General features: G+C 68.5%; 20 protein-coding genes and 1 tRNA gene. 12 read left to right on the top strand and 9 right to left on the bottom strand.

Annotated elements, in window-relative coordinates; translation table 11 throughout:
• Positions 1–13: 13 nt before the first annotated feature.
• The 7 genes from ACSF8R_RS01470 (at position 14) to ACSF8R_RS01440 (ending at position 8,786) form a co-directional block, all read left to right on the top strand.
• A complete protein-coding gene (locus ACSF8R_RS01470; protein WP_434810070.1) occupies positions 14–2,182 on the top strand; it encodes an RNA degradosome polyphosphate kinase in 2,169 nt (722 codons plus the stop codon).
• Positions 2,179–3,117, top strand: coding sequence for an NUDIX hydrolase (locus ACSF8R_RS01465; RefSeq protein WP_434810069.1), 939 nt, complete (start codon positions 2,179–2,181; stop codon positions 3,115–3,117). The genes ACSF8R_RS01470 and ACSF8R_RS01465 overlap by 4 nt, the downstream gene beginning before the upstream one ends.
• A 138-nt stretch (positions 3,118–3,255) precedes the next feature.
• Positions 3,256–4,371: a phosphate ABC transporter substrate-binding protein PstS gene (pstS, locus tag ACSF8R_RS01460; protein ID WP_434810068.1), complete on the top strand. Its 1,116-nt coding sequence runs from the start codon at positions 3,256–3,258 to the stop codon at positions 4,369–4,371.
• 73 nt (positions 4,372–4,444) lie between these two features.
• Entirely contained in the window at positions 4,445–5,404 is a 960-nt protein-coding gene (gene pstC, locus ACSF8R_RS01455; RefSeq protein WP_434810067.1) for a phosphate ABC transporter permease subunit PstC, read from the top strand.
• Positions 5,404–6,498 carry a phosphate ABC transporter permease PstA gene (pstA, locus tag ACSF8R_RS01450; protein WP_434810066.1) on the top strand — a complete coding sequence of 365 codons (1,095 nt, stop codon included), beginning with the start codon at positions 5,404–5,406 and terminating at the stop codon, positions 6,496–6,498. Before pstC ends, pstA begins: the two co-directional genes overlap by 1 nt.
• 43 nt (positions 6,499–6,541) lie before the next feature.
• Complete coding sequence (pstB, locus tag ACSF8R_RS01445; RefSeq protein ID WP_434810065.1) at positions 6,542–7,321, top strand: phosphate ABC transporter ATP-binding protein PstB; 780 nt, start codon at positions 6,542–6,544, stop codon at positions 7,319–7,321.
• 370 nt (positions 7,322–7,691) lie between these two features.
• Positions 7,692–8,786 (top strand): TerC family protein, encoded by a 1,095-nt coding sequence (locus tag ACSF8R_RS01440; protein ID WP_434810064.1) that lies wholly within the window; start codon positions 7,692–7,694, stop codon positions 8,784–8,786.
• A gap of 48 nt (positions 8,787–8,834) precedes the next feature.
• Here the strand turns inward: ACSF8R_RS01440 and ACSF8R_RS01435 are convergent, their stop codons facing one another.
• Complete coding sequence (locus ACSF8R_RS01435) at positions 8,835–9,398, bottom strand: hypothetical protein (protein WP_434810063.1); 564 nt, start codon at positions 9,396–9,398, stop codon at positions 8,835–8,837.
• Between the two features lie 54 nt (positions 9,399–9,452).
• Here ACSF8R_RS01435 and ACSF8R_RS01430 point away from each other — a divergent pair, with 54 nt between their 5' ends.
• Positions 9,453–10,082, top strand: coding sequence for a hypothetical protein (locus tag ACSF8R_RS01430; RefSeq protein ID WP_434810062.1), 630 nt, complete (start codon positions 9,453–9,455; stop codon positions 10,080–10,082).
• Between the two features lie 156 nt (positions 10,083–10,238).
• Here the strand turns inward: ACSF8R_RS01430 and ACSF8R_RS01425 are convergent, their stop codons facing one another.
• The 5 genes from ACSF8R_RS01425 to sigK all read right to left on the bottom strand — a co-directional run bounded on the left by ACSF8R_RS01425 (position 10,239) and on the right by sigK (position 13,962).
• Positions 10,239–11,123, bottom strand: a complete 885-nt coding sequence (locus tag ACSF8R_RS01425; RefSeq protein ID WP_434810061.1) for an aminodeoxychorismate lyase — start codon at positions 11,121–11,123, stop codon at positions 10,239–10,241.
• A 181-nt stretch (positions 11,124–11,304) separates the two neighbouring features.
• A complete protein-coding gene (locus ACSF8R_RS01420) occupies positions 11,305–11,943 on the bottom strand; it encodes a DNA-directed RNA polymerase subunit beta (RefSeq protein ID WP_434810060.1) in 639 nt (212 codons plus the stop codon).
• On the bottom strand, positions 11,940–12,521 hold the full coding sequence (locus tag ACSF8R_RS01415; protein ID WP_434810059.1) for an anti-sigma factor: 582 nt from the start codon (positions 12,519–12,521) through the stop codon (positions 11,940–11,942). The genes ACSF8R_RS01420 and ACSF8R_RS01415 overlap by 4 nt, the downstream gene beginning before the upstream one ends.
• Positions 12,522–12,634: 113 nt before the next feature.
• Positions 12,635–13,366 (bottom strand): anti-sigma factor, encoded by a 732-nt coding sequence (locus ACSF8R_RS01410; RefSeq protein WP_434810058.1) that lies wholly within the window; start codon positions 13,364–13,366, stop codon positions 12,635–12,637.
• Positions 13,363–13,962, bottom strand: a complete 600-nt coding sequence (sigK, locus tag ACSF8R_RS01405; protein WP_434810057.1) for an ECF RNA polymerase sigma factor SigK — start codon at positions 13,960–13,962, stop codon at positions 13,363–13,365. The genes ACSF8R_RS01410 and sigK overlap by 4 nt, the downstream gene beginning before the upstream one ends.
• Before the next feature lie 111 nt (positions 13,963–14,073).
• On the opposite strand from sigK, the gene ACSF8R_RS01400 reads away from it, so the two are divergent.
• Together ACSF8R_RS01400 and ACSF8R_RS01395 are read left to right on the top strand one after the other, a co-directional pair.
• Positions 14,074–14,733 (top strand): fasciclin domain-containing protein, encoded by a 660-nt coding sequence (locus ACSF8R_RS01400; RefSeq protein ID WP_434810056.1) that lies wholly within the window; start codon positions 14,074–14,076, stop codon positions 14,731–14,733.
• A gap of 114 nt (positions 14,734–14,847) precedes the next feature.
• Positions 14,848–14,920: transfer RNA gene (locus tag ACSF8R_RS01395), tRNA-Lys, on the top strand.
• A gap of 8 nt (positions 14,921–14,928) precedes the next feature.
• On the opposite strand, the gene ACSF8R_RS01390 is transcribed toward ACSF8R_RS01395, so the two are convergent.
• Positions 14,929–15,678: an EI24 domain-containing protein gene (locus tag ACSF8R_RS01390; RefSeq protein WP_434810055.1), complete on the bottom strand. Its 750-nt coding sequence runs from the start codon at positions 15,676–15,678 to the stop codon at positions 14,929–14,931.
• Between the two features lie 113 nt (positions 15,679–15,791).
• On the opposite strand from ACSF8R_RS01390, the gene ACSF8R_RS01385 reads away from it, so the two are divergent.
• Together ACSF8R_RS01385 and ACSF8R_RS01380 are read left to right on the top strand one after the other, a co-directional pair.
• Entirely contained in the window at positions 15,792–17,075 is a 1,284-nt protein-coding gene (locus tag ACSF8R_RS01385; RefSeq protein WP_434810054.1) for a S1C family serine protease, read from the top strand.
• Between the two features lie 98 nt (positions 17,076–17,173).
• Complete coding sequence (locus ACSF8R_RS01380) at positions 17,174–18,694, top strand: protein kinase domain-containing protein (protein ID WP_434810053.1); 1,521 nt, start codon at positions 17,174–17,176, stop codon at positions 18,692–18,694.
• Here ACSF8R_RS01380 and ACSF8R_RS01375 read toward each other — a convergent pair.
• The gene (locus ACSF8R_RS01375; RefSeq protein WP_434810052.1) at positions 18,603–19,178 is read right to left on the bottom strand and encodes an isochorismatase family protein; all 576 of its coding nucleotides are present in this window, start codon (positions 19,176–19,178) and stop codon (positions 18,603–18,605) included. The two genes, ACSF8R_RS01380 and ACSF8R_RS01375, sit on opposite strands and share 92 nt — an antisense overlap.
• The gene (locus ACSF8R_RS01370; RefSeq protein ID WP_434810051.1) at positions 19,175–21,424 is read right to left on the bottom strand and encodes an MMPL family transporter; all 2,250 of its coding nucleotides are present in this window, start codon (positions 21,422–21,424) and stop codon (positions 19,175–19,177) included. The genes ACSF8R_RS01375 and ACSF8R_RS01370 overlap by 4 nt, the downstream gene beginning before the upstream one ends.
• Positions 21,425–21,440 lie beyond the last annotated feature (16 nt).

Raw genomic sequence — 21,440 nt, 5'->3', positions numbered from 1 at the left:
CAATGATGAGGGGATGATCGATACCGATGTCATCGACTCCGGTCTGGGCGACGCGGACGACGACGACTTCGATGAAGCCGTCGAAGCGCCCGACGCCCAGCTTCCCGAACACCGCTACCAGGATCGCGAGCTGAGCTGGCTCGCCTTCAACCAGCGTGTGCTCGAGCTCGCCGAGGACGAGACGCTTCCGGTGCTCGAGCGGGCCAACTTCCTGGCCATCTTCGCGAGCAACCTCGACGAGTTCTTCATGGTGCGCGTCGCGGGCCTCAAGCGTCGCATCGTGACCGGGCTCGCCGTCCCCACGAACGTCGGGCGTGCACCGCTGGACGTCCTCGGCGACATCTCCACCGAGGCGCATCGCCTGCAGCTTCGTCACGCGCGCGCCTGGGCTGACCAGGTGAAGCCCGCCATGACCGAATCCGGCATCGAAGTCGTCGGCTGGGACGATCTCAGCGACGACGAACGCAGCGACCTGTACGACTACTTCCAGGCGCAGGTGTTCCCGGTGCTCATGCCGCTCGCGGTCGACCCGGCGCACCCCTTCCCCTACATCTCGGGGCTGTCGCTGAACCTCGCGATCCGCATCCGCAACGCCAAGACGGGCCGGCAGGAATTCGCCCGCCTCAAAGTGCCGCCCATGCTCCCCCGCTTCGTCGAGGTGCCCGGCGGCGCCGCGCGGTCGCGTTACCTGCCGCTGGAATACCTCATCGCGAACCACCTCGGCGACCTGTTCCCCGGCATGGAGATCCTCGAGCACCACGCGTTCCGGCTCACCCGCAACGAGGACGTCGTGATCGAGGAGGACGAGACCGAGAACCTCATCCAGGCCCTCGAAGCAGAGCTGCTGCGGCGACGGTTCGGCCCGCCGATCCGCCTCGAGGTCACCGAGGACATGGACGACGTGACGCTCGAGCTGCTCATCGACGAGCTCGACATCACCGAGCAGGAGGTCTACCGCCTCCCCGGCCCGCTCGACCTGCGCGGCCTGTTCGACCTCGCCCGCATCGACCGCCCCGAGCTGCACTACCCGGCGCACGTGCCGTCGACCGCGCCGGCGTTCCAGCCCGCCGAGCAGAACGGTCGCGCCGACCTGTTCGCGGCGATCCGCAAGCACGACGTGCTCGTGCACCACCCGTACGAGTCGTTCACCACGAGCGTCGTGGCGTTCCTCGAGCAGGCCGCGAACGACCCGCACGTGCTCGCCATCAAGCAGACCCTCTACCGCACCTCCGGTGACAGCCCCATCGTGCAAGCGCTCATCGACGCGGCCGAGAAGGGCAAGCAGGTGCTCGCCCTCGTCGAGGTGAAAGCCCGGTTCGACGAAGCAGCCAACATCGTGTGGGCGCGCAAGCTCGAAAAGGCGGGTGTGCACGTCGTGTACGGCCTCGTGGGCCTGAAGACCCACTGCAAGCTGCTCCACGTGATCCGCGAAGAAGACGGCATGCTTCGCAGCTACAGCCACATCGGCACCGGCAACTACAACCCCAAGACCAGCCGTCTCTACGAGGACTTCGGCCTGTTCACCGCCGACGAGCAGGTTGGGCGCGACCTCACCCGTCTGTTCAACGAACTGAGCGGCTACGCGATCGAGAAGAAGTTCAAGCGCCTGCTCGTCGCGCCACTGCACCTGCGCAAGGGACTGCTGCGCCACATCGACGCCGAGCGTCGCCACGCACTCGACGGAAAGCCGGCCCACATCCGCATCAAGGTCAACTCGATGGTCGACGAGCAGATCATCGATGCGCTGTACCGTGCCAGCCAGGCGGGCGTCCGGGTCGACGTGTGGGTGCGCGGTATCTGCTCACTGAAGACCGGCATCCCCGGGGTGAGCGAGAACATCACGGTGCGTTCCATTCTCGGGCGCTACCTCGAGCACTCGCGCATCTTCGCGTTCGGAGCCGACGAGGACGCCAACGTCTACATCGGCAGCGCCGACATGATGCACCGCAACCTCGACCGCCGCGTCGAAGCACTGGTGCGCGTGAGCGATCCCGTGCACAAAAAGGAACTGCTGGACCTCTTCGACCTCGCGATGAGCGACGACACGAGTTCATGGCGCCTCGGCGCCGAGGGCGAGTGGACCCGTCACAGCACGGATGCCGCAGGCAAGGCACTCGTCGACATCCAGGAGAAGACGATGAACGCGGTGCAGCGGCGCCGTCGGGCGCGGGCGGTGCGATGACCGACACCGCCGTCTACGCCGCGGGCGGCGTCGTCTGGCGCATGGTCGAGGGAAAGCTGCACATCCTCGCCATCCACCGCACCGCCTATGCCGACGTCACCCTGCCCAAGGGAAAGGTCGACCCGGGTGAGACGCTCGCCGAGACGGCCGTGCGGGAGATCTTCGAAGAGACCGGCATCCGGGGCGCGCTGGGCGTGCCGGTGGGCGTCTCGCGGTATCGTCTGCCGGGCAAGAAGCAGAAGATCGTCCACTACTGGGCCGTCGAAGCGACCGACGATGCGATCCGCGCGTCGGCGTTCGTGCCCAACAAAGAGATCGCGGCGCTGGAGTGGATGACCGCCAAGAAGGCACGCGCGCAGTTGAGCTATCCGGTGGACGTCGAGATCCTCGACGCGTTCCTGCGCCTCGTCGACGACGGTGTGCTCGAGACGTTCCCCATCGTCGTCCTGCGGCACGCCAAAGCGACCGCGCGCGAGGACTGGGACGGCGAAGACGCCGCGCGCCCCCTCACCGGGCGCGGCACGAAGCAGGCCGCCGCACTCGTCGGCCCACTGCAGGCGTTCGGGGTGCGAAAGATCATCACGAGCGACGCCGTCCGATGCGTCACCACCGTCACCCCGTTCGCGGCGGCGCAGGGGCGCAGCCTCACCCGCACGCCACACCTGGGCCAGGACGCGTGGGAGGCAGGCGACGGCGACGTGCGCGCCATCGTCGGCAAGCGCGTGCGGGCACGCAAACCCGCCGTGCTGTGCAGCCACGGACCGGTGCTGCCCGACATCCTCGCCGAGCTGGCGCTCGCCACCGGCACGATGCGCGGGTCATACCTCGGCAGCGCGTCCGCCCTGCCCGTCGGCGCCTTCTCTGTGGTGCACCTGTCGGCCACCAACCCCGGTTCGGGGATCGTGTCGATCGAGACCCACGAACCCAAGATCTGACCGATCAACGCCGCCCCAGCGGGATCGAAGCCGTTCACCTTCCGTTCACCCGGACAGCGCACTCTGGTAAGAGTCGATGTCTACCGTCATGGCGAGCCCTGCACCAAGGGCATGACCCTGACACCCGAAGGAATTCACGTGAAGCTCACCCGCATCGCCCAGTTGGGCGCTGTCACCGCCGTCGCTGCGCTCGCCCTCACCGCTTGCGCCGCGAATGAGCCCACCGGCAACACGAACACCGACCCCGCCACGGACACGACCGAGACGCTGTCCGGTGAGATCGCCGGCTCCGGCGCCTCGTCGCAGGAAGTGGCCGTGCAGGCATGGACTGCCGGCTTCCAGACCGCCAACTCCGGCGTCACCATCGCCTACGACCCGGCCGGCTCCGGCGCGGGCCGCGAGTCCTTCCAGGCCGGTGCCGTCGCCTTCGCGGGCTCTGACCGCGCCTTCAAGACCGAAGAGCTCGAGGCCGGGTTCGCCGGCTGCGTCGAGGGCTCGGGCATCATCGAGCTGCCGACCTACATCTCGCCGATCGCGGTCATCTTCAACATCGAGGGCGTCGACTCGCTCAACCTCGACGCCGACACGCTCGCGAAGCTGTTCGCCGGCGAGATCGCCAACTGGAACGACCCGGCGATCGCCGCGCTGAACGAGGGCGTCGAGCTGCCGGACCTGGCCGTGAACCCGGTCCACCGCGCCGACGACTCCGGCACCACCGAGAACTTCACCGACTACCTGTTCCAGGCAGCGCCTGACGCATGGACGAGTGAGCCCGACGGCGTCTGGCCGTTCTCCAGCGGCGAGGCTGCACAGGGCACGTCGGGGGTCGTCTCGGCCGTCTCCGGTGGCAACGGCACGATCGGCTACGCCGACGCGTCGCGCGCCGCCGAGGAGGGCCTGTCGACCGCCGCCATCCAGGTCGGTGAGGAGTTCGTGTCGTACTCGCCCGAGGCCGCAGCGGCGATCGTGGACGCCTCGGCATTCGAAGAGGGCCGCGGCGAGGGTGACCTCGCCATCGAGCTCGACCGCACCTCGACCGAGTCCGGCGTCTACCCCATCGTCCTCGTGAGCTACATGATCGCCTGCGAGGAGTACCAGGACGCATCGGTTGCCCCCATCGTCAAGGGCTACCTCGAGTACATCGCCAGCGCCGAAGGCCAGGACGCCGCCGCCGCCGCGGCCGGCAACGCGCCGATCTCGGACACGCTGCGCGAGAAGGTCAACGCCGCGATCGAGCTCATCGTCGCAGAGTGACCCCACGCCGCCCGGCGCGACCCTCGAGTCGCGCCGGGCGGCCTCTGCATCATCCACACGAAATCAGGGACGCATGACCACCACGACCACGTCGGCCCCGAAGGCCGAGCAGGCCGCCAAGCCCCCACAGCGCCTGGGGGACAAGTGGTTCTCCGGTACCGCGCTGGCGGCCGGGACCATGATCCTCGTGACGCTCGCCGCCGTCGCCATCTTCCTGGTCGTCCAGTCCATTCCTGGCCTGGGTGCGACGAGTGAGACCGCATCGCTGCTGTCGTCCAACTTCTGGGACTACGTGTGGCCTCTCGCGTTCGGCACGATCTGGGCGTCGTTCCTCGCGCTGCTGATGGCGGTGCCGCTCTCCGTGAGCGTCGCGCTGTTCATCTCGCACTACGCGCCGCGCCGGCTCGCCCAGGGCCTCGGCTACATCGTCGACCTGCTTGCAGCGGTCCCGTCGGTCGTCTTCGGTCTGTGGGGCATTCTCGTGCTTGCCCCTGCCGTTCAGCCCGTCTACTCGTGGTTCGTCGAGCACGCCGGCTGGTTCCCGCTCTTCGCGGGCCCCGTCTCTTCGACCGGCCGCACCATCTTCACGGCGGCGATGGTCCTCGCGGTCATGATCGTTCCGATCATCACCGCCATCTGTCGCGAGATCTTCCTGCAGACACCGCGCCTCCACGAAGAAGCAGCCCTTGCGCTGGGCGCGACCCGCTGGGAAATGATCCGGATGGCCGTCTTCCCCTTCGGTCGTTCCGGCATCGTGTCCGCATCGATGCTGGGCCTCGGTCGCGCCCTCGGCGAGACCATGGCAGTCGCCATGGTGCTGTCGGCCACCGGCGTCGTGACACTGCGCCTGTTCACGCCCGAGAACCCGAGCACGATCCCGGCCAACATCGCCCTCACCTTCCCTGAGGCGTACGGCACCAACATCAACGTCCTCATCGCGACCGGTCTCATCCTGTTCGTCGTGACCTTCGCGGTAAACGCGGTCGCACGCTGGATCGTCAGCCGCCGCAAGGAATTCTCGGGAGCCAACTGATGACTGCCACGATCGCTCCCTCGCCTTCGGCGAAGCGCCAGGCGCAGCGACTGACGAGCGGACGCCTGCCCGGCTGGGCGCCGTGGGCCCTCCTCGGCGGCTCCGCAGTGGTCTCGGCTCTGCTGTTCGCGCTCGTCGCGGTCTCCGCGGGTGCCGCGTTCAACCCCGGCGGCTGGGCCGTTGTGACCGGTGCGCTCTACCTCGTGCTGATCACGGTGATCTCACGCATCGTCGAGGGCGGCCGCAAGGCCACTGACCGGCTCGTCACCGGTGTCGTCGCGATCGCCTTCGCGATCGCGATGGTTCCGCTGGTGTCGGTGGCCATCACGGTGGTGTCGAACGGCGTCGCCGGTATCTCGGCGGAGTTCTTCTCCCACTCGATGCGCAACGTCGTCGGCGAGGGCGGCGGCGCGCTCCACGCCATCACGGGCACGCTGCTGATCACCCTCGCAGCCGCCATCATCTCCATCCCGATCGGGATCTTCACTGCGATCTACCTGATCGAGTACGGCAACGGCAACCGCATCGCCCGGGGCATCACGTTCCTCGTGGACGTCATGACCGGCATCCCCTCTATCGTTGCCGGACTGTTCGCGTTCGCGCTGTTCGCGCTCTTCTTCGGCCCGGGGGCCCGGATGGGCATCATGGGCGCAGTGGCACTCTCCGTGCTCATGATCCCGGTCGTGGTGCGGTCCACCGAAGAGATGCTGCGGCTGGTCCCGAACGAGTTGCGCGAGGCGGCGTACGCACTGGGCGTCCCCAAGTGGCGCACCATCGCCAAGGTCGTGTTGCCCACCTCGATCGCCGGCATCACGACCGGCGTCATGCTCTCGATCGCACGTGTGATCGGCGAAACGGCGCCCCTGCTGATCACCGCAGGTGTCGCGACCTCGATGAACTACAACCTGTTCGAGGGGCGCATGGCCTCACTGCCCGTTTTCGTTTACTCCCAGTACATGAACCAGGGCATCCCCGCATCCGCCTACGTCGACCGCGCCTGGGCCGGCGCACTCGTCCTCATCCTCATCGTCATGGTGCTGAACCTCGTCGCGAGAATCATCGCGAAGGTCTTCGCCCCCAAGACGGGCCGCTGAACCGGCTCGCAAACGCTTTCCGCAGAACCCGAAGGAACACCAGATGTCCAAGAGCATCGAAGTCAACGACCTCCACGTCTACTACGGCGACTTCCTCGCCGTCGAAGGCGTTTCGCTCCAGATCGAGCCCCGCAGCGTGACGGCGTTCATCGGCCCGTCCGGCTGCGGAAAGTCGACCTTCCTGCGCACGCTGAACCGCATGCACGAGGTGATTCCGGGTGCGTACGTGCAGGGTGAGGTACTGCTCGACGGCGAGAACCTGTACGGCGCCGGTGTGGATCCCGTGCTGGTTCGCAGTCAGGTCGGCATGGTCTTCCAGCGCCCCAATCCGTTCCCGACGATGTCGATCAAGGAGAACGTGCTCGCCGGCGTCCGCCTGAACAACAAGAAGATCTCCAAGTCCGATGCCGATGCGCTGGTCGAGCGTTCACTGCGAGGCGCGAACCTGTGGAACGAGGTCAAGGACCGTCTCGACAAGCCCGGCTCCGGACTCTCGGGCGGGCAGCAGCAGCGCCTGTGCATCGCGCGTGCGATCGCGGTCTCGCCGCAGGTGTTGCTGATGGATGAGCCCTGCTCGGCCCTCGACCCGATCTCGACGTACGCGATCGAAGAGCTGATCGAAGAGCTGAAGCAGGACTACACGATCGTCATCGTGACCCACAACATGCAGCAGGCATCGCGCGTGTCCGACCGCACGGCCTTCTTCAACATCGCCGGCACCGGAAAGCCCGGCAAGCTCATCGAGTTCGACGACACGAAGACGATCTTCACGACCCCGTCGGTGCGGGCCACCGAAGACTACGTCTCCGGCCGCTTCGGCTGAGTTCGAACGAGCGCCGCCCCTCTCGCCCCTCTCGCCCCTCCCGCTTCTGGCGCTTCTCGTGCGAGCACAGCTGCGGGGATTTTGGTCGACGCGCCGGAAGGTGGCCGGCATCCATGGCGTGTCATCGAGAATCCCCGGAGTTGTGCACGCCCGTCGGCTTTCGCAGGCGCGTAGCTGGGAATCTCCGCGCGTATCCTCAATTCGATTTGTGCGGAACGTATGAGATCTGTTTCACTCATTCACGGAGGGGAGTACCCCCACACCCGCGCGTCATCGTCATGACGAGCCGCCATCGGCTCCGGTGACGCGGGATCGGCCAAAGGCCGGTCTGGGAGAGACCTCCTGATTTCGACCAATCAGGAGATCCCCCATGGACGCACCTCTGTGGCTCTGGCTCGCCGTGATCAGCGGCATCCTCGTGATGCTCGCCATCGACCTCGTCGCGCACCGCAAGGCGCACGTCATCAGCGTGAAGGAGGCCGCCGCCTGGTCGGCCGTCTGGGTCGCGCTCGGCGTCGGCTTCGGCGCGTGGCTGTGGGCGACCTACGGCGCCGAGATCGGCCAGCAGTATTACGCCGGCTACCTCATCGAGAAGTCGCTCGCCGTCGACAACGTCTTCGTCTGGGCGATCATTTTCAGCTTCTTCGCCGTGCCGCGCGAGCTGCAGCACCGCGTGCTGTTTCTCGGCGTGCTCGGCGCGCTCGTCTTTCGCGGCATCTTCATCGCCGCCGGCGCCGTGCTGATCGACCAGTTCTCGTGGATTCTCTACCTGTTCGCCGCGTTCCTGCTCTACACGGGCTACCGGATGATCCGCACCCGCAACGAGCACATCGACGTCGAGAACTCGAAGGTGCTGAAGACCTTCCGCCGCTTCGTGCCGATGACTGACGCGTACCACGGGCAGAAGTTCCTCATCCGCCGCGCCGGCATCATCGTCGCCACCCCGCTGCTGGCGGTGCTCGTGCTCGTCGAGATCACCGACATCATCTTCGCCGTCGACTCGATTCCCGCCATCTTCGGTGTGACCAGCGAACCGTTCATCGTGTTCACGGCCAACGCCTTCGCGATCCTCGGCCTGCGCGCCATGTACTTCCTGCTCGCCGACCTGATTCACCGCTTCACCTACCTGAAGCTGGGCCTCGCGTTCGTGCTCATCTGGGTCGGCATTAAGATGCTGCTGCTCGACGTCTACAAGATCCCGACCTCGGTGTCGCTCGCGGTCGTTGCCGTCATCATCACCGTGTCGATCGTCGCGAGCCTGCGGGCCACCCGCGGGCAGGAGCGCCACGCGATCGAGCTCGAAGGTGCCCCGCCGTTCCGCCAGGCGACCCCGGAGGAGCTTGCGAGTGCCGAGCCGGTGTGGGGACGACGCGGTCGCGAGGCAAAGGCCCGGGCGCGGGCCGCGGCAGCCGACGACGGCGACGGCGCCCCCGCGGGCGACAAGCAGCCGACTACGACCAACTAGCCGAGCGCGAGAGCGCCGCGACCTGCCCCGGGCCGCGGCGCTCTCCCCTCACCACCCGAAGCGGGCGGCGATGACGTCAGCGGCCCTGCTCGGAAACTCGGGCCAGCCCGGCTCAAGCTCGCGGCGCATCAGCGCGAACAGGGCTCGCGCCGCTGGCTCGACCGGCTGCGCGACCGCCTCGGCGAGCGCCGCCGCCGGCCCCGGCAGCACGCGCTCGAGGCGCCGAGTCGGCTCGAGGATGTCGCGCAGCGGCTCATCGGGGTCGAGCAGCCGACCGCGCAACGCCCGCACCAGGTGCTGCAGCGCCCAGGTGCGCACGAACAGTCCGCCGCTGACCACCTCGCCGCGGCGGTCGCGACCCACACCGATGCGCAGCTTGATGAGCGCGAGGCCCGCCTCGAGCGCCGGGTCGATCGCGATACTCGCGGCGGCCCGCGCCTGCGACTCGTCAATCAGCGTCGCAACAGTGCCCGCCTCGTCGTCGACGGTCACGGTGGTGAGTCCCGCGAGCGCCCTCTCGAGCTCTGCGGGGTGCGCGGCGGCGAACTCGAGCAGGTGCCCGTCCTCGTACAGCACCACCACGCCCGCGCCCCCCTCGGGCAGCGCGAGCACAATGTCTTCCTGCCGCGGCAGCCACGACAGATCGGCCCGCTGCGTGCATCCGGATTGTCACGCCGCCGCCTGGCTGACGAACTCGCCGCGGGGAGCCTCGTCAGGGCGCGGCGCGGCGTCTATGTCGCTGAAGGCGCGTGCGAAGACCTGCGTGCTGCCGCGATGCACGGAGGCGTGCTCGCGTGCACGTCCGCCGCGCGCCATCTCGGCCTGTGGGTGCTCGGCGATGAGCGTACGCACGTCTGGATGCGCGGCGGAGGGTACCGATACGCGCATCCTGGATGCCGATGCGTCGAGCACTGGGATGCATCCGACCTGCCGCGTCTCACCCAGCCGGACGTACCACGGGTGCTTCGGCAGATTCTGGTCTGCGATGGCGTGGAAGCGTTCTTCGTCGCCCTGGAGTCAGCGCTGCGCCAGGGGATGCTGACGACCGCGGCGCGCCGATGGCTCGAGCACCACGTCAACGAGGAGGGTCGCGACGCCATCGGGTTCGCGAGAGACGATGCGGACAGCGGACTCGAATCCCTTCTGCGCTGGCGGCTGCGCCGATACGGCCTCACGGTGCGCACACAGGTCGACGTGTTCGGTGTCGGCTGCGTCGACGCGCTGATCGACTACGCCCTGGTCCTGCACGACTGGCCCGCGGTCGAAGCAGCCATCCTCGCCGCACTCCAAGACTGACCGCACGGCGCTCGCTCGCATCCACGCCACGTCCCGCGCGTGCACAACTGCGGGGATTCTGGCTGACACCCCGCGGCGGCGGCCGGGTATCCGGCGTGCCGCCGAAGATCCCCGCAGTTGTGCACGGCGGGCGACAGGTCCGTCGTCTCGTTCGAGTCAGTCGCGCGGACTCAGCAGGTAGTCGTTGAGCGAAGCGGTGAACGCGGCATCCATCGGGATCTCGTTCGCGTCGATCGCGACGACCGGCGCCGCCAGGCGGACGGACGAGACGAGCCAGGCTCCGTCGACCGCAGACAGGTCGGATGCCGGAATCGTATCGTACGCCACCTCGAAGCCGCGCGACTCGAGGTGGTCGAACAGACTCAACTGCGTCGTGCCGTGCAAGATGCCGCCGTTCGGCGCCGGCGTGACGAACGTGTCGCCGCGCCGCAGGATGAGCGACGCCGTCGGCGCCTCGAGCACGAACCCGTCGCTCGAGACGAAGACCGCATCGTCGGCGCCCCGAGACTTCGCTTCGCGGATCGCTGCCATGTTCACGGCGTACGAGAGCGTCTTCGCGCCCAGCAGCAGCCACGGCGCCCTCGCGGGCACGTCGATCGCGTAGCCGCGGTCGAGTGTGACGACACGGATGCCGTCACGCCGCGCAGCCGCGAAGTCGGACGCTTCAGCGGCCGTGACCCATGCCGTCGGGGCGGGGCCATGCTCGACGCCTCGACTCAGGATGAGCTTGATGACCGCCTCGCCGGCGCCGCATGCTGCGGCTGCGTCGGTGACCGCCTGCCGCCACTGCTCCAGGTGCGGGGTCGGCAGGTCGCACAGTTTCGCGGAGTGCGCGAGGCGTTCAAGGTGCGCCTGCACCTCCTGCGGGTGCCCGTCGACGACGCCGATCGATTCGAAGATGCCGTCGCCGCGCTGCGTGCTGAGCTCTCCGACGGTCAACGCGGGCGCGGACGGGTCGATCACCGTGAAGGTGTCGGCGAAGTCGGTGCGGTCGTCTTCGACTGCCACGGGATCGATCATGAGCGCGAAACGCCAAGCCATGAGCAGAGCCTACGCCGGGAATACCGCCGCGGCGGGCTCCGTTAGACTTGAGCGTGCCGGGCCGCAGCAAACCCCGGGCTCCAACTTCTGCCGCTGCGAGCGGCCTCGCGCCGAGAGGCGTTTCTGCGGCCCGGCACTTTCTTTGCCGCGAGTATTGCAGCGAGCCCGCGCAGGTGACCGATCAGGCCAGTGCGTCGCGGCGCCAGAGGCCCGCGCACGCCGAGAGGTCTTCTGCGTAGGTCGACAACCGCAGGGCGCGTGTGGTCAGCACGCTCGCGCGCTCGGGTTCGGTGTCGTCGTAGTCGTCGGCGAGGTCGGCGGCGCCCGATGCCTGCACACGGCAGAAGGATGCCGCACGATCCAGCGCGACCGCGAAGTCCCCCTCGAAGACACCCCGCAGGATCGTGTCGATCAGCTGCACCAGTTCGTCCGGGCCCGCCGGATTCGGCGCGCCGGCTACCAGGTCATCGGCCGATGCGACCGCGTCCCTGCCCCGCTCGTACAGCAGGGCGGAGGTACGTGCATCGTCGTGGATCATCAGTTGCAGCAGGTACAGCCGCCACAGCGCGCCCGGCAGCGACCGCGCCGGGGATCGCGACCACAGTTCGGCGATCGTGTCGATGCCGTGGGCATCGGTGAAGCCGACCAGGCGTTCGAGCACGTCATCCGACGGCTCCGTGCGAACGCGCGTGAGCAGGGCGGATGCCGTCGCGTGCGCGACTCGCGAAACCTCGGCGGGATCCTCTGCGGCGAACGCCCGATCGAACGTCTCGCCCGGGCGCCGGACCGGCTTGTGGAAGTCCCGGGATGCTGAGCTCACCCGTCCAGGGTATCTTCCTCGGCGGGCTCGTCCTCGCCGGTCGCGCTGTCGATCGAGATGAGCACCTCCCCCTCGGGCGCACCTGACGACAGGCCGGCGGACGCCTCGGTCGTCACCTGCAGCACATCGCCCTCCTGCCAGACGGCGTCGAGTTCGACGGTGGCGGAGCCCGCTTCGGCGCCTGACGCGGTCTTGAAGGCGCCGACCTGGCGGGGCGTCTCCTCCGTGAAGTACCAGGCCGCGAACTCCTCGCCGTCGCCGAGTTCCGGAAGCCCCTTCACGGTCAGCACGGCCCGGTCGAGCGACTCGGACCAGTACACCGTGCCCTCGGGGCCGCCCTGGGTCTCGGCGGGCTGCTCCCTGGCATCCGATGCCGCCTGGATCTCGGCCAGCGCCACCTCGGATTCGGGCGTCGCGAACTGATTCGCGATCATGCCCGCACCCCATCCCAGTCCGATCAGCACGATCGCGGACACGACCGCGATCGCGATGTTGCGGGTCCAGTTGCGGTGCTGGATGGTCTGCAGCGCCTCGGTCGACGGCGCTGGTTCCGTCGGGCGTGCCGGAGTCTCGTCCACGGGTTCCTCCTCGTCGCGGGACGCCATCCAGCATGCCCCATCCGAGAGGGATGCGGGAGCGCAGCGCGCTCAGGCAGGCTCGGCAGCGCGTTCCGACAGTCTGCGCAGGTCGCTCAGGCGGTCTCGATCGCCATGATCGGATCGCTCGTCGGGACGCCGTCGGGAGCACCGCCGGCCGGCTCGACCGTGACGGCGATGAGGTCTCCGGCGTGCATCTCGCCCTCCAGCAGCGCGGTCGCCGCACCGTCCCGCGCCGCGAACGTACCCGCGGAAATCGCGGCACCGTCGCGGACGAACCACAGTTCGAACGTCTGATCGTCGCGGAGCACGGGCAGCCCGTCCGTGACGAGGACGGCGTCGCCCACGGACTCCGACCAGTGCAGGGTCGCCTCACCGTCTCCCATGTCGACGGTCGCTTCTCGCGCGTCATCGGAGGCTTCGATCGCCGTCAGGGCGGTCATGGCGGGGTCTGCCGCCAACCGGTCGATGAGGGTGCCGGCGCCCCAACCGATGCCGACGAGCAGCGCGAGCGAGGCGGCGAGCGCGAAGGCGATGCGCCGCCACCTACGGGTGGGCGGTGCGGACTGCGCAGGCTCGGGAGCGTCCCGGTTCGCTTCCTGCGGGAGGTCACCGATCGCGGCGAGCAGACGGTCTCGGACGGCCGGCGGAGGGGTCTGCTCGACGACGGCATCGCCCAGGCGCCCCGCAGTGTCGAGGTCGATCTCGACGTTCCGCTCCCACTCGGGATGCTGCTCCCTCGCGATGCGGAACGTCTGTGCATCGTCGGGCGACAACGAACCGAGCGCGAATCCGGCTGAGAGCACGCGGAATTCCTCTTCGTTCACGATGTCACCCCCATTTCGGTGCGCAGGCGACGCAGTCCGTCGCGCATTCTCGTCTTGATCGTCCCCAGTGGTGCTCCCACGAGCGCCGCTATCTCACTCTGGCTGTAACCGCCGTAATACGCGAGCGTGAGCGCTTCACGCTGCGCCTCCGGCAACACGGTGAGGGCCTGCGCCACGCGCCTCCCCTCGATCCGCAGTTCGACCGCCTCGGCGACCGATTCGACCGGGGTGTTGAGCTCTCGCATCCCCACGCGCACGTCGCGGTCTCGGCCCGACTGCGCGGACCGCACCCTGTCGACGGCTCGACGGTGCGCGATCGTCAGCACCCACGATCGTCCTTGCCCCTTATTCGGAGCGAACTTGGATGCGGATTGCCACACCTCGAGGAAGACCTCCTGCAGCACTTCTTCGCTCTGCGATCGATCGCCGAGTACCCGGAGGATGAGTCCGAACACGCGGGACGACAGCATGTCGTAGAGCCCCGCGAACGCCTGCTGGTCGCCGTCGGCAATGCGAACGAGGAGGTCGGCCGCGTGATCGCTCGCGGGCCCGTCCTCCGGTACGTCCACCCCGTCGATGACCATCCGTCCTAGCATGCCGCATGTGGGCGCAGAACCGGCATCCGCGAATCAATCCCATCCGATCCGTCAGGTGCTCCGAAGTACGTGTCGAGGCCGCAACCGCGGCACGTCACCCAGGAGGACATCATGCTCACGACCCGCAAGACCACAGCCGCACTGACGCTGATGCTGGCAGGCGCCTTCGCCTTCTCGGCATGCTCGTCGGGAACGTCCACGACTCCCGAGGAGTCGACCGAGCCCAGCGCTCCCTCGATGGAAGAGACCACCGAACCCGACACGATGGACCCGATGGCGAACCTCGTCGGCCCCGGTTGCGCCGACTACGCCGAAGCGGTGCCGGACGGTGCCGGATCGGTCGAAGGCATGGCGATGGACCCGGTCGCGACGGCCGCGTCGAACAACCCGCTGCTCACGACCCTCGTCGCGGCGGTGAGCGGCCAGCTCAACCCCGACGTCGACCTGGTCGACACGCTCAACGGCGGCGAGTTCACGGTCTTCGCACCGGTCGACGACGCCTTCGCGAAGCTCGACGAGGCGACGATCGAAGCGGTCTCGACCGACGCCGACCTGCTGACCTCGGTGCTCACGTATCACGTTGTCGAGGGCCAGATCGCTCCCGCCGACATCGCCGGGATGCAGACGACGCTCAACGGCGCCGACGTTGAGGTGTCCGGTTCTGGCGACGAGTGGATGGTCAACGACGCCAACGTCATCTGCGGTGGCGTGCAGACCGCCAACGCGACCGTCTACCTCATCGACACGGTGCTGATGCCGCCGGCAGAGTGACAGACGGCCCGGGCTGGGTGCCCGGGATGTGGGGACGACGAGGCCGCCGACGTGCATGAGCGTCGGCGGCCTCGTCGCGTTCCGGGGTCCGCACGCCGGTAGGCTGGATGCCGCGGGCCTCTAGCTCAGTCGGTAGAGCATCGGACTTTTAATCCGCGGGTCGTGGGTTCGAGCCCCACGGGGCCCACCGCATCGTCACCTTCCCGGGTGACCGATTCTGCCCTCCGCCAGCAGCGAGCGCGCCAGGAGAGTCGACCCGGCAACAGCGGCCGGCATCGACGCGACGGCGCCGAACGGCACCAGAACGCACAGCTGCGTCGCAACCCCGAATCCGAGCACGCGCGCACGGTGCCGGCGGCGCAGCGCTCGGCGCTCGGCACCGCCCAGTCCCCGCGCCGTGAACGCCCGCGAGGTGAGTTCGTCGGCAAGCAGCCAACCGGTGAAGGCGACCGCGAACACCGTGCTGAGCAGGCCACCGACGACCGGCACGAGGCCGACCAGCACGGCGAGGACGGCGACGAGGATGCCCCGCAGGAACAACGACAGCGCATCGGCGCCGGCACGCCAGAACCCGTACTCGACCTCGAACTCCCGGTCGCCGTGCTCGGCCTCGACCGACCGCCAGATGCGCTCGTAGAACGGCTCACCGACCATGAGCGTGACGGTGGTGAACAGCACGACGCCGAGCACGATCGCCACCCCCAGCAGCGCCGCGCCGATCGCGACGCGCAGTGCGCCGGCCCAGAACTCCGGCCACGCCGACGTGGACGCGGTGAACGCCTCGGTGATGCCGGGCAGCGAGATCACGAGCGTGACGAGCCCGGCGAGCAGCACAAGCCCCACGATGAACGCGGGGATCAGCCCGAACGCCATAAGGCCCGGGCGATGCCGCCGATGCCCGAACCCGCGCAACAGCAGGCCTGCACCTCGCAAGAACTCACGCATCGCTCCAGCGTAGATCGACGTGAACGCCGGCCTCATGGACACCGCATAGCCGACGCAGGTCGGGCGCACCAGCCCCGATGGTGACATGGGGACATCGCAGGAGAGGACCCGCAATGTCGAACATCACCCCCGAAGCCACCGACGTCGCCGCCGGCACCGGAGCATCGACGAAGCCGACGCCCCAGCCGTGGTACCGCCGGCGGCTCCCCTTCGCGTGTGCCGCAGGCGCCCTCGTGATCGCGGGGGCGGCGATCGCGATTCCGCTCACCGCCAGTGCGTCGTCGGGATCGAGCACGAGTTCGGCCGTCGCTGTGCCGTCTGCTGTCGAGGACAGCACGACGGCGGAAGAGGTGCCGTCGTTCGACGACCAGCGCGCATTGCCCGGATCCGGTGGACCCGGATCGCAGCAGGGTGGCACCAGCGGATCGACCACGACCGAGGCGACCGCAGCGGATGCCGAGGAGTCGGTCGGCGTGGTCATCATCGAGACCGTCCTCGGCTATCAGGAGGCCGAAGCGGCGGGCACCGGCATGGTCCTCACGAGCGACGGCCTCATCCTCACCAACAACCACGTCATCGACGACTCCACCGAGATCACGGTGACCATCGCCAGCACGGGCGAGACGTACACGGCGACGCTCGTCGGCGCAGACGCCGAGAACGACGTCGCGTTGCTGCAAATCGACGATGCGTCCGGACTTGAGACCGTGACACTCGACACCGACGCCGAGTCGATCGGCGACGCCGTGACCGCCGTCGGAAACGCCGACGGGGGCGGTGTGCTGATGGCCGCGGACGGCGAGATCACCGATCTCGAATCGACCGTCACGACCTCTTCCCCTGCCACGACCGAGGGCGAGTCGCTCGACGGGATGATCGAAATCGTCGCGGACGTCGTCTCGGGCGACTCCGGCGGCGCGCTGCTCGACAGCGACGGCGAGGTCATCGGCATGACCACGGCGGCATCCGTCGGCAGCGCGACGACCGTCGCCTATGCCGTCCCGATCGAAGACGCCCTGAGCATCGTCGAGCAGATCCTCGCCGGCGACGAATCGGGCACCGTCACGATCGGCGCGCCCGCCTTCCTCGGCGTGCAGATCGCCGAGCAGGCCACCGCGGGGCCGGGATACGGACGCGGACCATCGTCGGACCAGCAGAGCACCGAGTCGAGCGGCGCCGAGATCGGGGGCGTCATCGACGGCACACCCGCCGCCGACGCAGGGCTCGAAGCAGGCGATGTCATCACGGCCGTCGACGGCACGAGCGTCACCGACGGGGACGCGCTCTCGACCCTCGTCGCTGGCTACGACCCCGGCGACACCGTCACGATCACCTGGACCGACACCGCCGGCGAGACCCACACCGCGGATGTGACCCTCATGGTCGGCCCCGCCTGAGCGGGATCTCCTGCAGCTGCGCGGGATCGGAGACCGGTCCCGCGCAGCTGTGACGGGTATCGTGGCGGGATGCCCACGAACGCACGCCGTCACCGATGATGTCCGACGCGCCCGGCGACGACGACATCACCACCGGCACGGTTCTCGATGACCGGTACCGGCTCGTCGAACGCATCGGTGCGGGCGGGATGGCTCGGGTGTACAGGGCAGACGACCTCGCACTCGGGCGCACGGTCGCCGTCAAAGTCATGCACGTCGACGCCGAACTGAGCGCGGCCGACCGGGTGCGAATCGAGACGTCGCTACTGGCCACGCTGAGCCACCCCTCGTTGGTGACGCTGTTCGATGCCCACGTCGCCGCAGGCGGCGCGGACTATCTGGTGATGGAGTATGTCGAGGGTCCAACGCTCGCCGACCTCATCCGCTCAGGCCGCATCAATGGAGACGAACTGGCACGCATCGCCGCGGAGATCGCGGAGGGACTGCATGTCGTCCACGCCGCCGGTGTCGTGCATCGCGACATCAAACCGTCGAACATCCTCATGCGTCCCGCCGTGGTCCCCGGGCGCGCACACCATGCGAAGCTCGCCGACTTCGGCATCGCACACCTTCTCGAATCAGAGCGCGTCACACAACCCGGGACGGTCGTCGGCACCGCCGCCTACATCGCACCCGAACAGGTACGAGGTCTCCCGCCGACACAGGCGGCCGATATCTACGGGCTCGGCCTCGTGCTGCGTGAGGCACTCCTCGGCATCCGCGCCTTCCCCGAGGCCGAAGGCAACGCCCAGTTGTTCGCACGCCTCGAACACGCACCTACGCTCCCCGAAGATCTGGACACCGGTTGGCGCGCGTTGCTCACGTCGATGACCGCGACTGAGCCGGAAGCGCGACCCACCGCGCTGGAGGTCGTCGCGGCGACGGCCACACTCTCGACCAAGCATTCCGCCGCGCCGCTCCAGGCGGGCCAGGACGACCTCCCGACGACCGCCACGACGGCGATCGTCCCCGGTGAGACCGTTGCGACAGCTGTCTTGCCACCGCCGCTGCCGCCGATCGACGCCGCTCTTGCAGCGCAAACGCGCGCGCGGCGCGCCACGGTCGGTGCACCGCGACGACGCACCGTCATGCTTGCCTCGGCGGCCATCCTCGCGGTCGTCGTCGCGGCCAGTGTGTGGGCAGCGACCGACCAGACGGCGTGGTCGGGCTCCTCGACCCCCCGCCCGAGTGCAACGACTCCCGCCGCCACCCCGAGCGACACGCCGACAACCGCGACGACACCACGCGAGCCGACCGTCGACACCGACACCGACACCGACACCGACACCGACACCGGCGGCAACGGCAACGGCAACGGCAACGGCAACGGCAACGGAAACGGAAACGGAAACGGAAACGGAAACGGAAACGGAAACGGAAACGGAAACGGAAACGGTAACGGGAACGGGAACGGCGGAGGGAGGGAACGGGAACGGGAACGGCGGCTGAGCCGCACCGTCGGCTCAGCCGATCAGCCGTCGATGAGCATCAGCCCTCGACGAGCTCCGCACCTGCGTGTGCGAGTTCGGCGAGGGCTGCTTCGCTGGAAGCGGGAGCGACCCCGGCAACGAGGGACGTGAGCACCCGGACGCGACGACCGTGTTCGATCGCGTCGAGCGCCGACGCGCGAACACAGTAGTCGGTGGCGATGCCGGTCACATCGACGTCGACGACACCGTGGGCCGTGAGCAGATCGGCCACCGACTCCCCGGCATCCGTCGTGCCCTCGAACAGCGAGTAGGCGGGAATCCCCTGCCCCTTCTTCACGTGGTGCGTCACGGCGGACACATCCAGACCCGGGTCGTACTCGGCCCCGGGAGTCCCCGCGACGCAGTGGACCGGCCAGGTGTCGACGAAGTCGGGCTCACCGGCGGCGAAGTGGCCGCCGTTGTCGCCGTCGGCGTCATGCCAGTCACGCGACGCGACGATGATCGCATACTCCGACGCGTGGGCGGCCAGGTGCGCCGTGATCGCTTCGGCGACCGCGTCACCGCCGTCGACCCCGAGCGCACCGCCCTCGGTGAAGTCGTTCTGGACGTCGACGATGAACAGCGCGCGGGTCATTCCTCGAGCGTACGCCGGTACTCGGCGCGGGTCATCTCCTCGACGTCCTCGGTGTGGGCGTGTTCGGCATGCGCCACCGCGGTGTCGTTGCGCCACAGCTTGGACGGCCACCAGATCGCACGCCCGATGTCGTACGCGACCGCAGGCACGAGGAGCGAGCGCACGACGAACGTGTCGAGCAGCACACCGAACGCGACGATGAACGCCAACTGCGCGAGGAACAGGATCGGGATGACACCGAGCGCGGCGAAGGTCGCAGCGAGCACGAGCCCCGCCGAGGTGATCACTCCCCCGGTCGCCACGAGCCCTCGGAGGATGCCGGAGCGTGTGCCGTGGCGCAGCGACTCCTCACGCACCCGCGACATCAGGAAGATGTTGTAGTCGACGCCGAGCGCCACCAGGAAGACGAAGCCGTACAGCGGCACGGCCGGGTCTGCGCCCGGAAAGTCGAAGATGCCGTTGAAGACGAGCGCGCTCACGCCCAGTGCCGCACCGAACGAGACGATGACGCTCACGATGAGCAGGACGGGTGCCAGGACGGCCCGCAGCAGCAGCATGAGGATCAGCAGGATCACCGCCAGGATGACCGGGATGATCACGGTGCGGTCGCGGATGGATGTCGTGTTCGTGTCGAGATCGATCGCGGTCGACCCGCCCACCTGCGCGTCGATGCCGTCGCCCGCGAAGGTCTCGCGCAGGCTCGAAATCGTCTCCTCTGCTTCGAGGGAGTCCGCGGCGTCGGCCAGCGTCGCCACGAGCATGACGTCACCATCGACGACGGTCGGCACGGGCGCCGCCGCACCAGGCGGCCCTGCGACGGTGTAGACGGGCTCCCCGCCCTCCACCTCGACACCGACCTGTCCCGTCGCGGAGTCCTGCGACACCGCGGCGACCGAATCGATGCCGTCCGCACCGGTCAGCCCCGTCACCGCCGCCGCGACATCTTGTTCGGCGATGATCACGTATGCGGGACTGCCGGAACCGGCTGGAAAGTGCTCGGCGAGCACCTCCTGCCCGTCGCGGGCCTCCGACGCGCCCAGGACGAGATCGCTGGAGGCGACCCCGTCGGCCTTCAACTGCAGCGCGCCGACGGTGGCGATCAGCAGCACGATCGTCGACACGATCCACACCGGCCGTGCGTGACGTGCGACGAGTCGCGCCTGCCTCGGCCAGAACCCCTTCACCGATGCGCCCGTGAAGTCGGCGGGCAGCGCGCCCTGGCCCTCCTTCGGCATGAACGGCCAGAACGCGGCCCTGCCGAAGACCGCCAGCAGCGCGGGAAGGAAGGTGAGTGCCGAAAGCACCGAGAAGGCGATGCCGATGGATGCGATCGGCCCGAGCGCCCGGTTGCTCGCGAGATCGCTCAGCAGCAGGCACAGCAGCCCGGCGATGACCGTGCCGCCGGAAGCGAGGATCGGCTCGAACGCGCCGCGCCAGGCGGTCGTCGTGGCCCGCCACCGGCTCTCGCCCGCACCGATCGCCTCTCGGAACCTCGCGACGTACAGCAACGCGTAGTCGGTCGCCGCACCGATCACGAGGATGAAGAGGATCCCCTGCACCTGCCCGTTGAGGACGAAGATCTCCGCCTTGGCGAGCCACCACACCGTGAGCAGCGCAACGCACAGCGCGAACGTCGAGGTCATGAGCACGAGGATCGGCAACAGCGGCGAGCGGTACACGATCACGAGGATGATGAAGACGGCGCCGAGCGCGACGGCCAGCAGCAGCCCGTCGATGCCGAGGAAGCCCTTCACGAGGTCGGCCGTGAAGCCCGCTGGCCCCGTCACCCACGACGAGTACCCCTCGGGCAGTTCGTCGGCGAGGGTCGTCCGCAGTTCCTCGACGGTGTCGCGCACCTCTCCGTCGGAGTCGATCGGCACGAAGACCTGCGCCGCCTCGCCGTCCTCCGATGCGATCGCAGGCGAAAGCTCCCCGACACCGTCGAGGTCGGCCAGTGCGTCCACGGCTGCCTGCACCTCCTGGAGGGCATCGGCATCCATCTTGCCCTCGGCCGTCACGACGACCACCGCGGGGATCGTGTCGCCGCCGGTGAAGTCGGTCAGCCGCTCCTGCACCTGTGTGGATTCGGCGGTCGACGGCAAGAAGGTGGACTGGTCGTTGGTGGCGACTTCGTCGACCTTGCCGAAGTACGGACCGCCGATCGCACCGCCGACGAACCAGACGGCGATGAGCAGGATCGGGATTCCGAGACGGAGCCACCGGGACGGTGTGCGAGGGGTGGTCATATCGCTAGCTTATCTA

Origin of the sequence: Microbacterium sp. bgisy189 (assembly GCF_965345345.1) — a bacterium.
In the GTDB taxonomy this organism is placed as follows: Bacteria; Actinomycetota; Actinomycetes; order Actinomycetales; family Microbacteriaceae; genus Microbacterium.
This window is presented reverse-complemented; position numbering and strand designations above follow the sequence as displayed.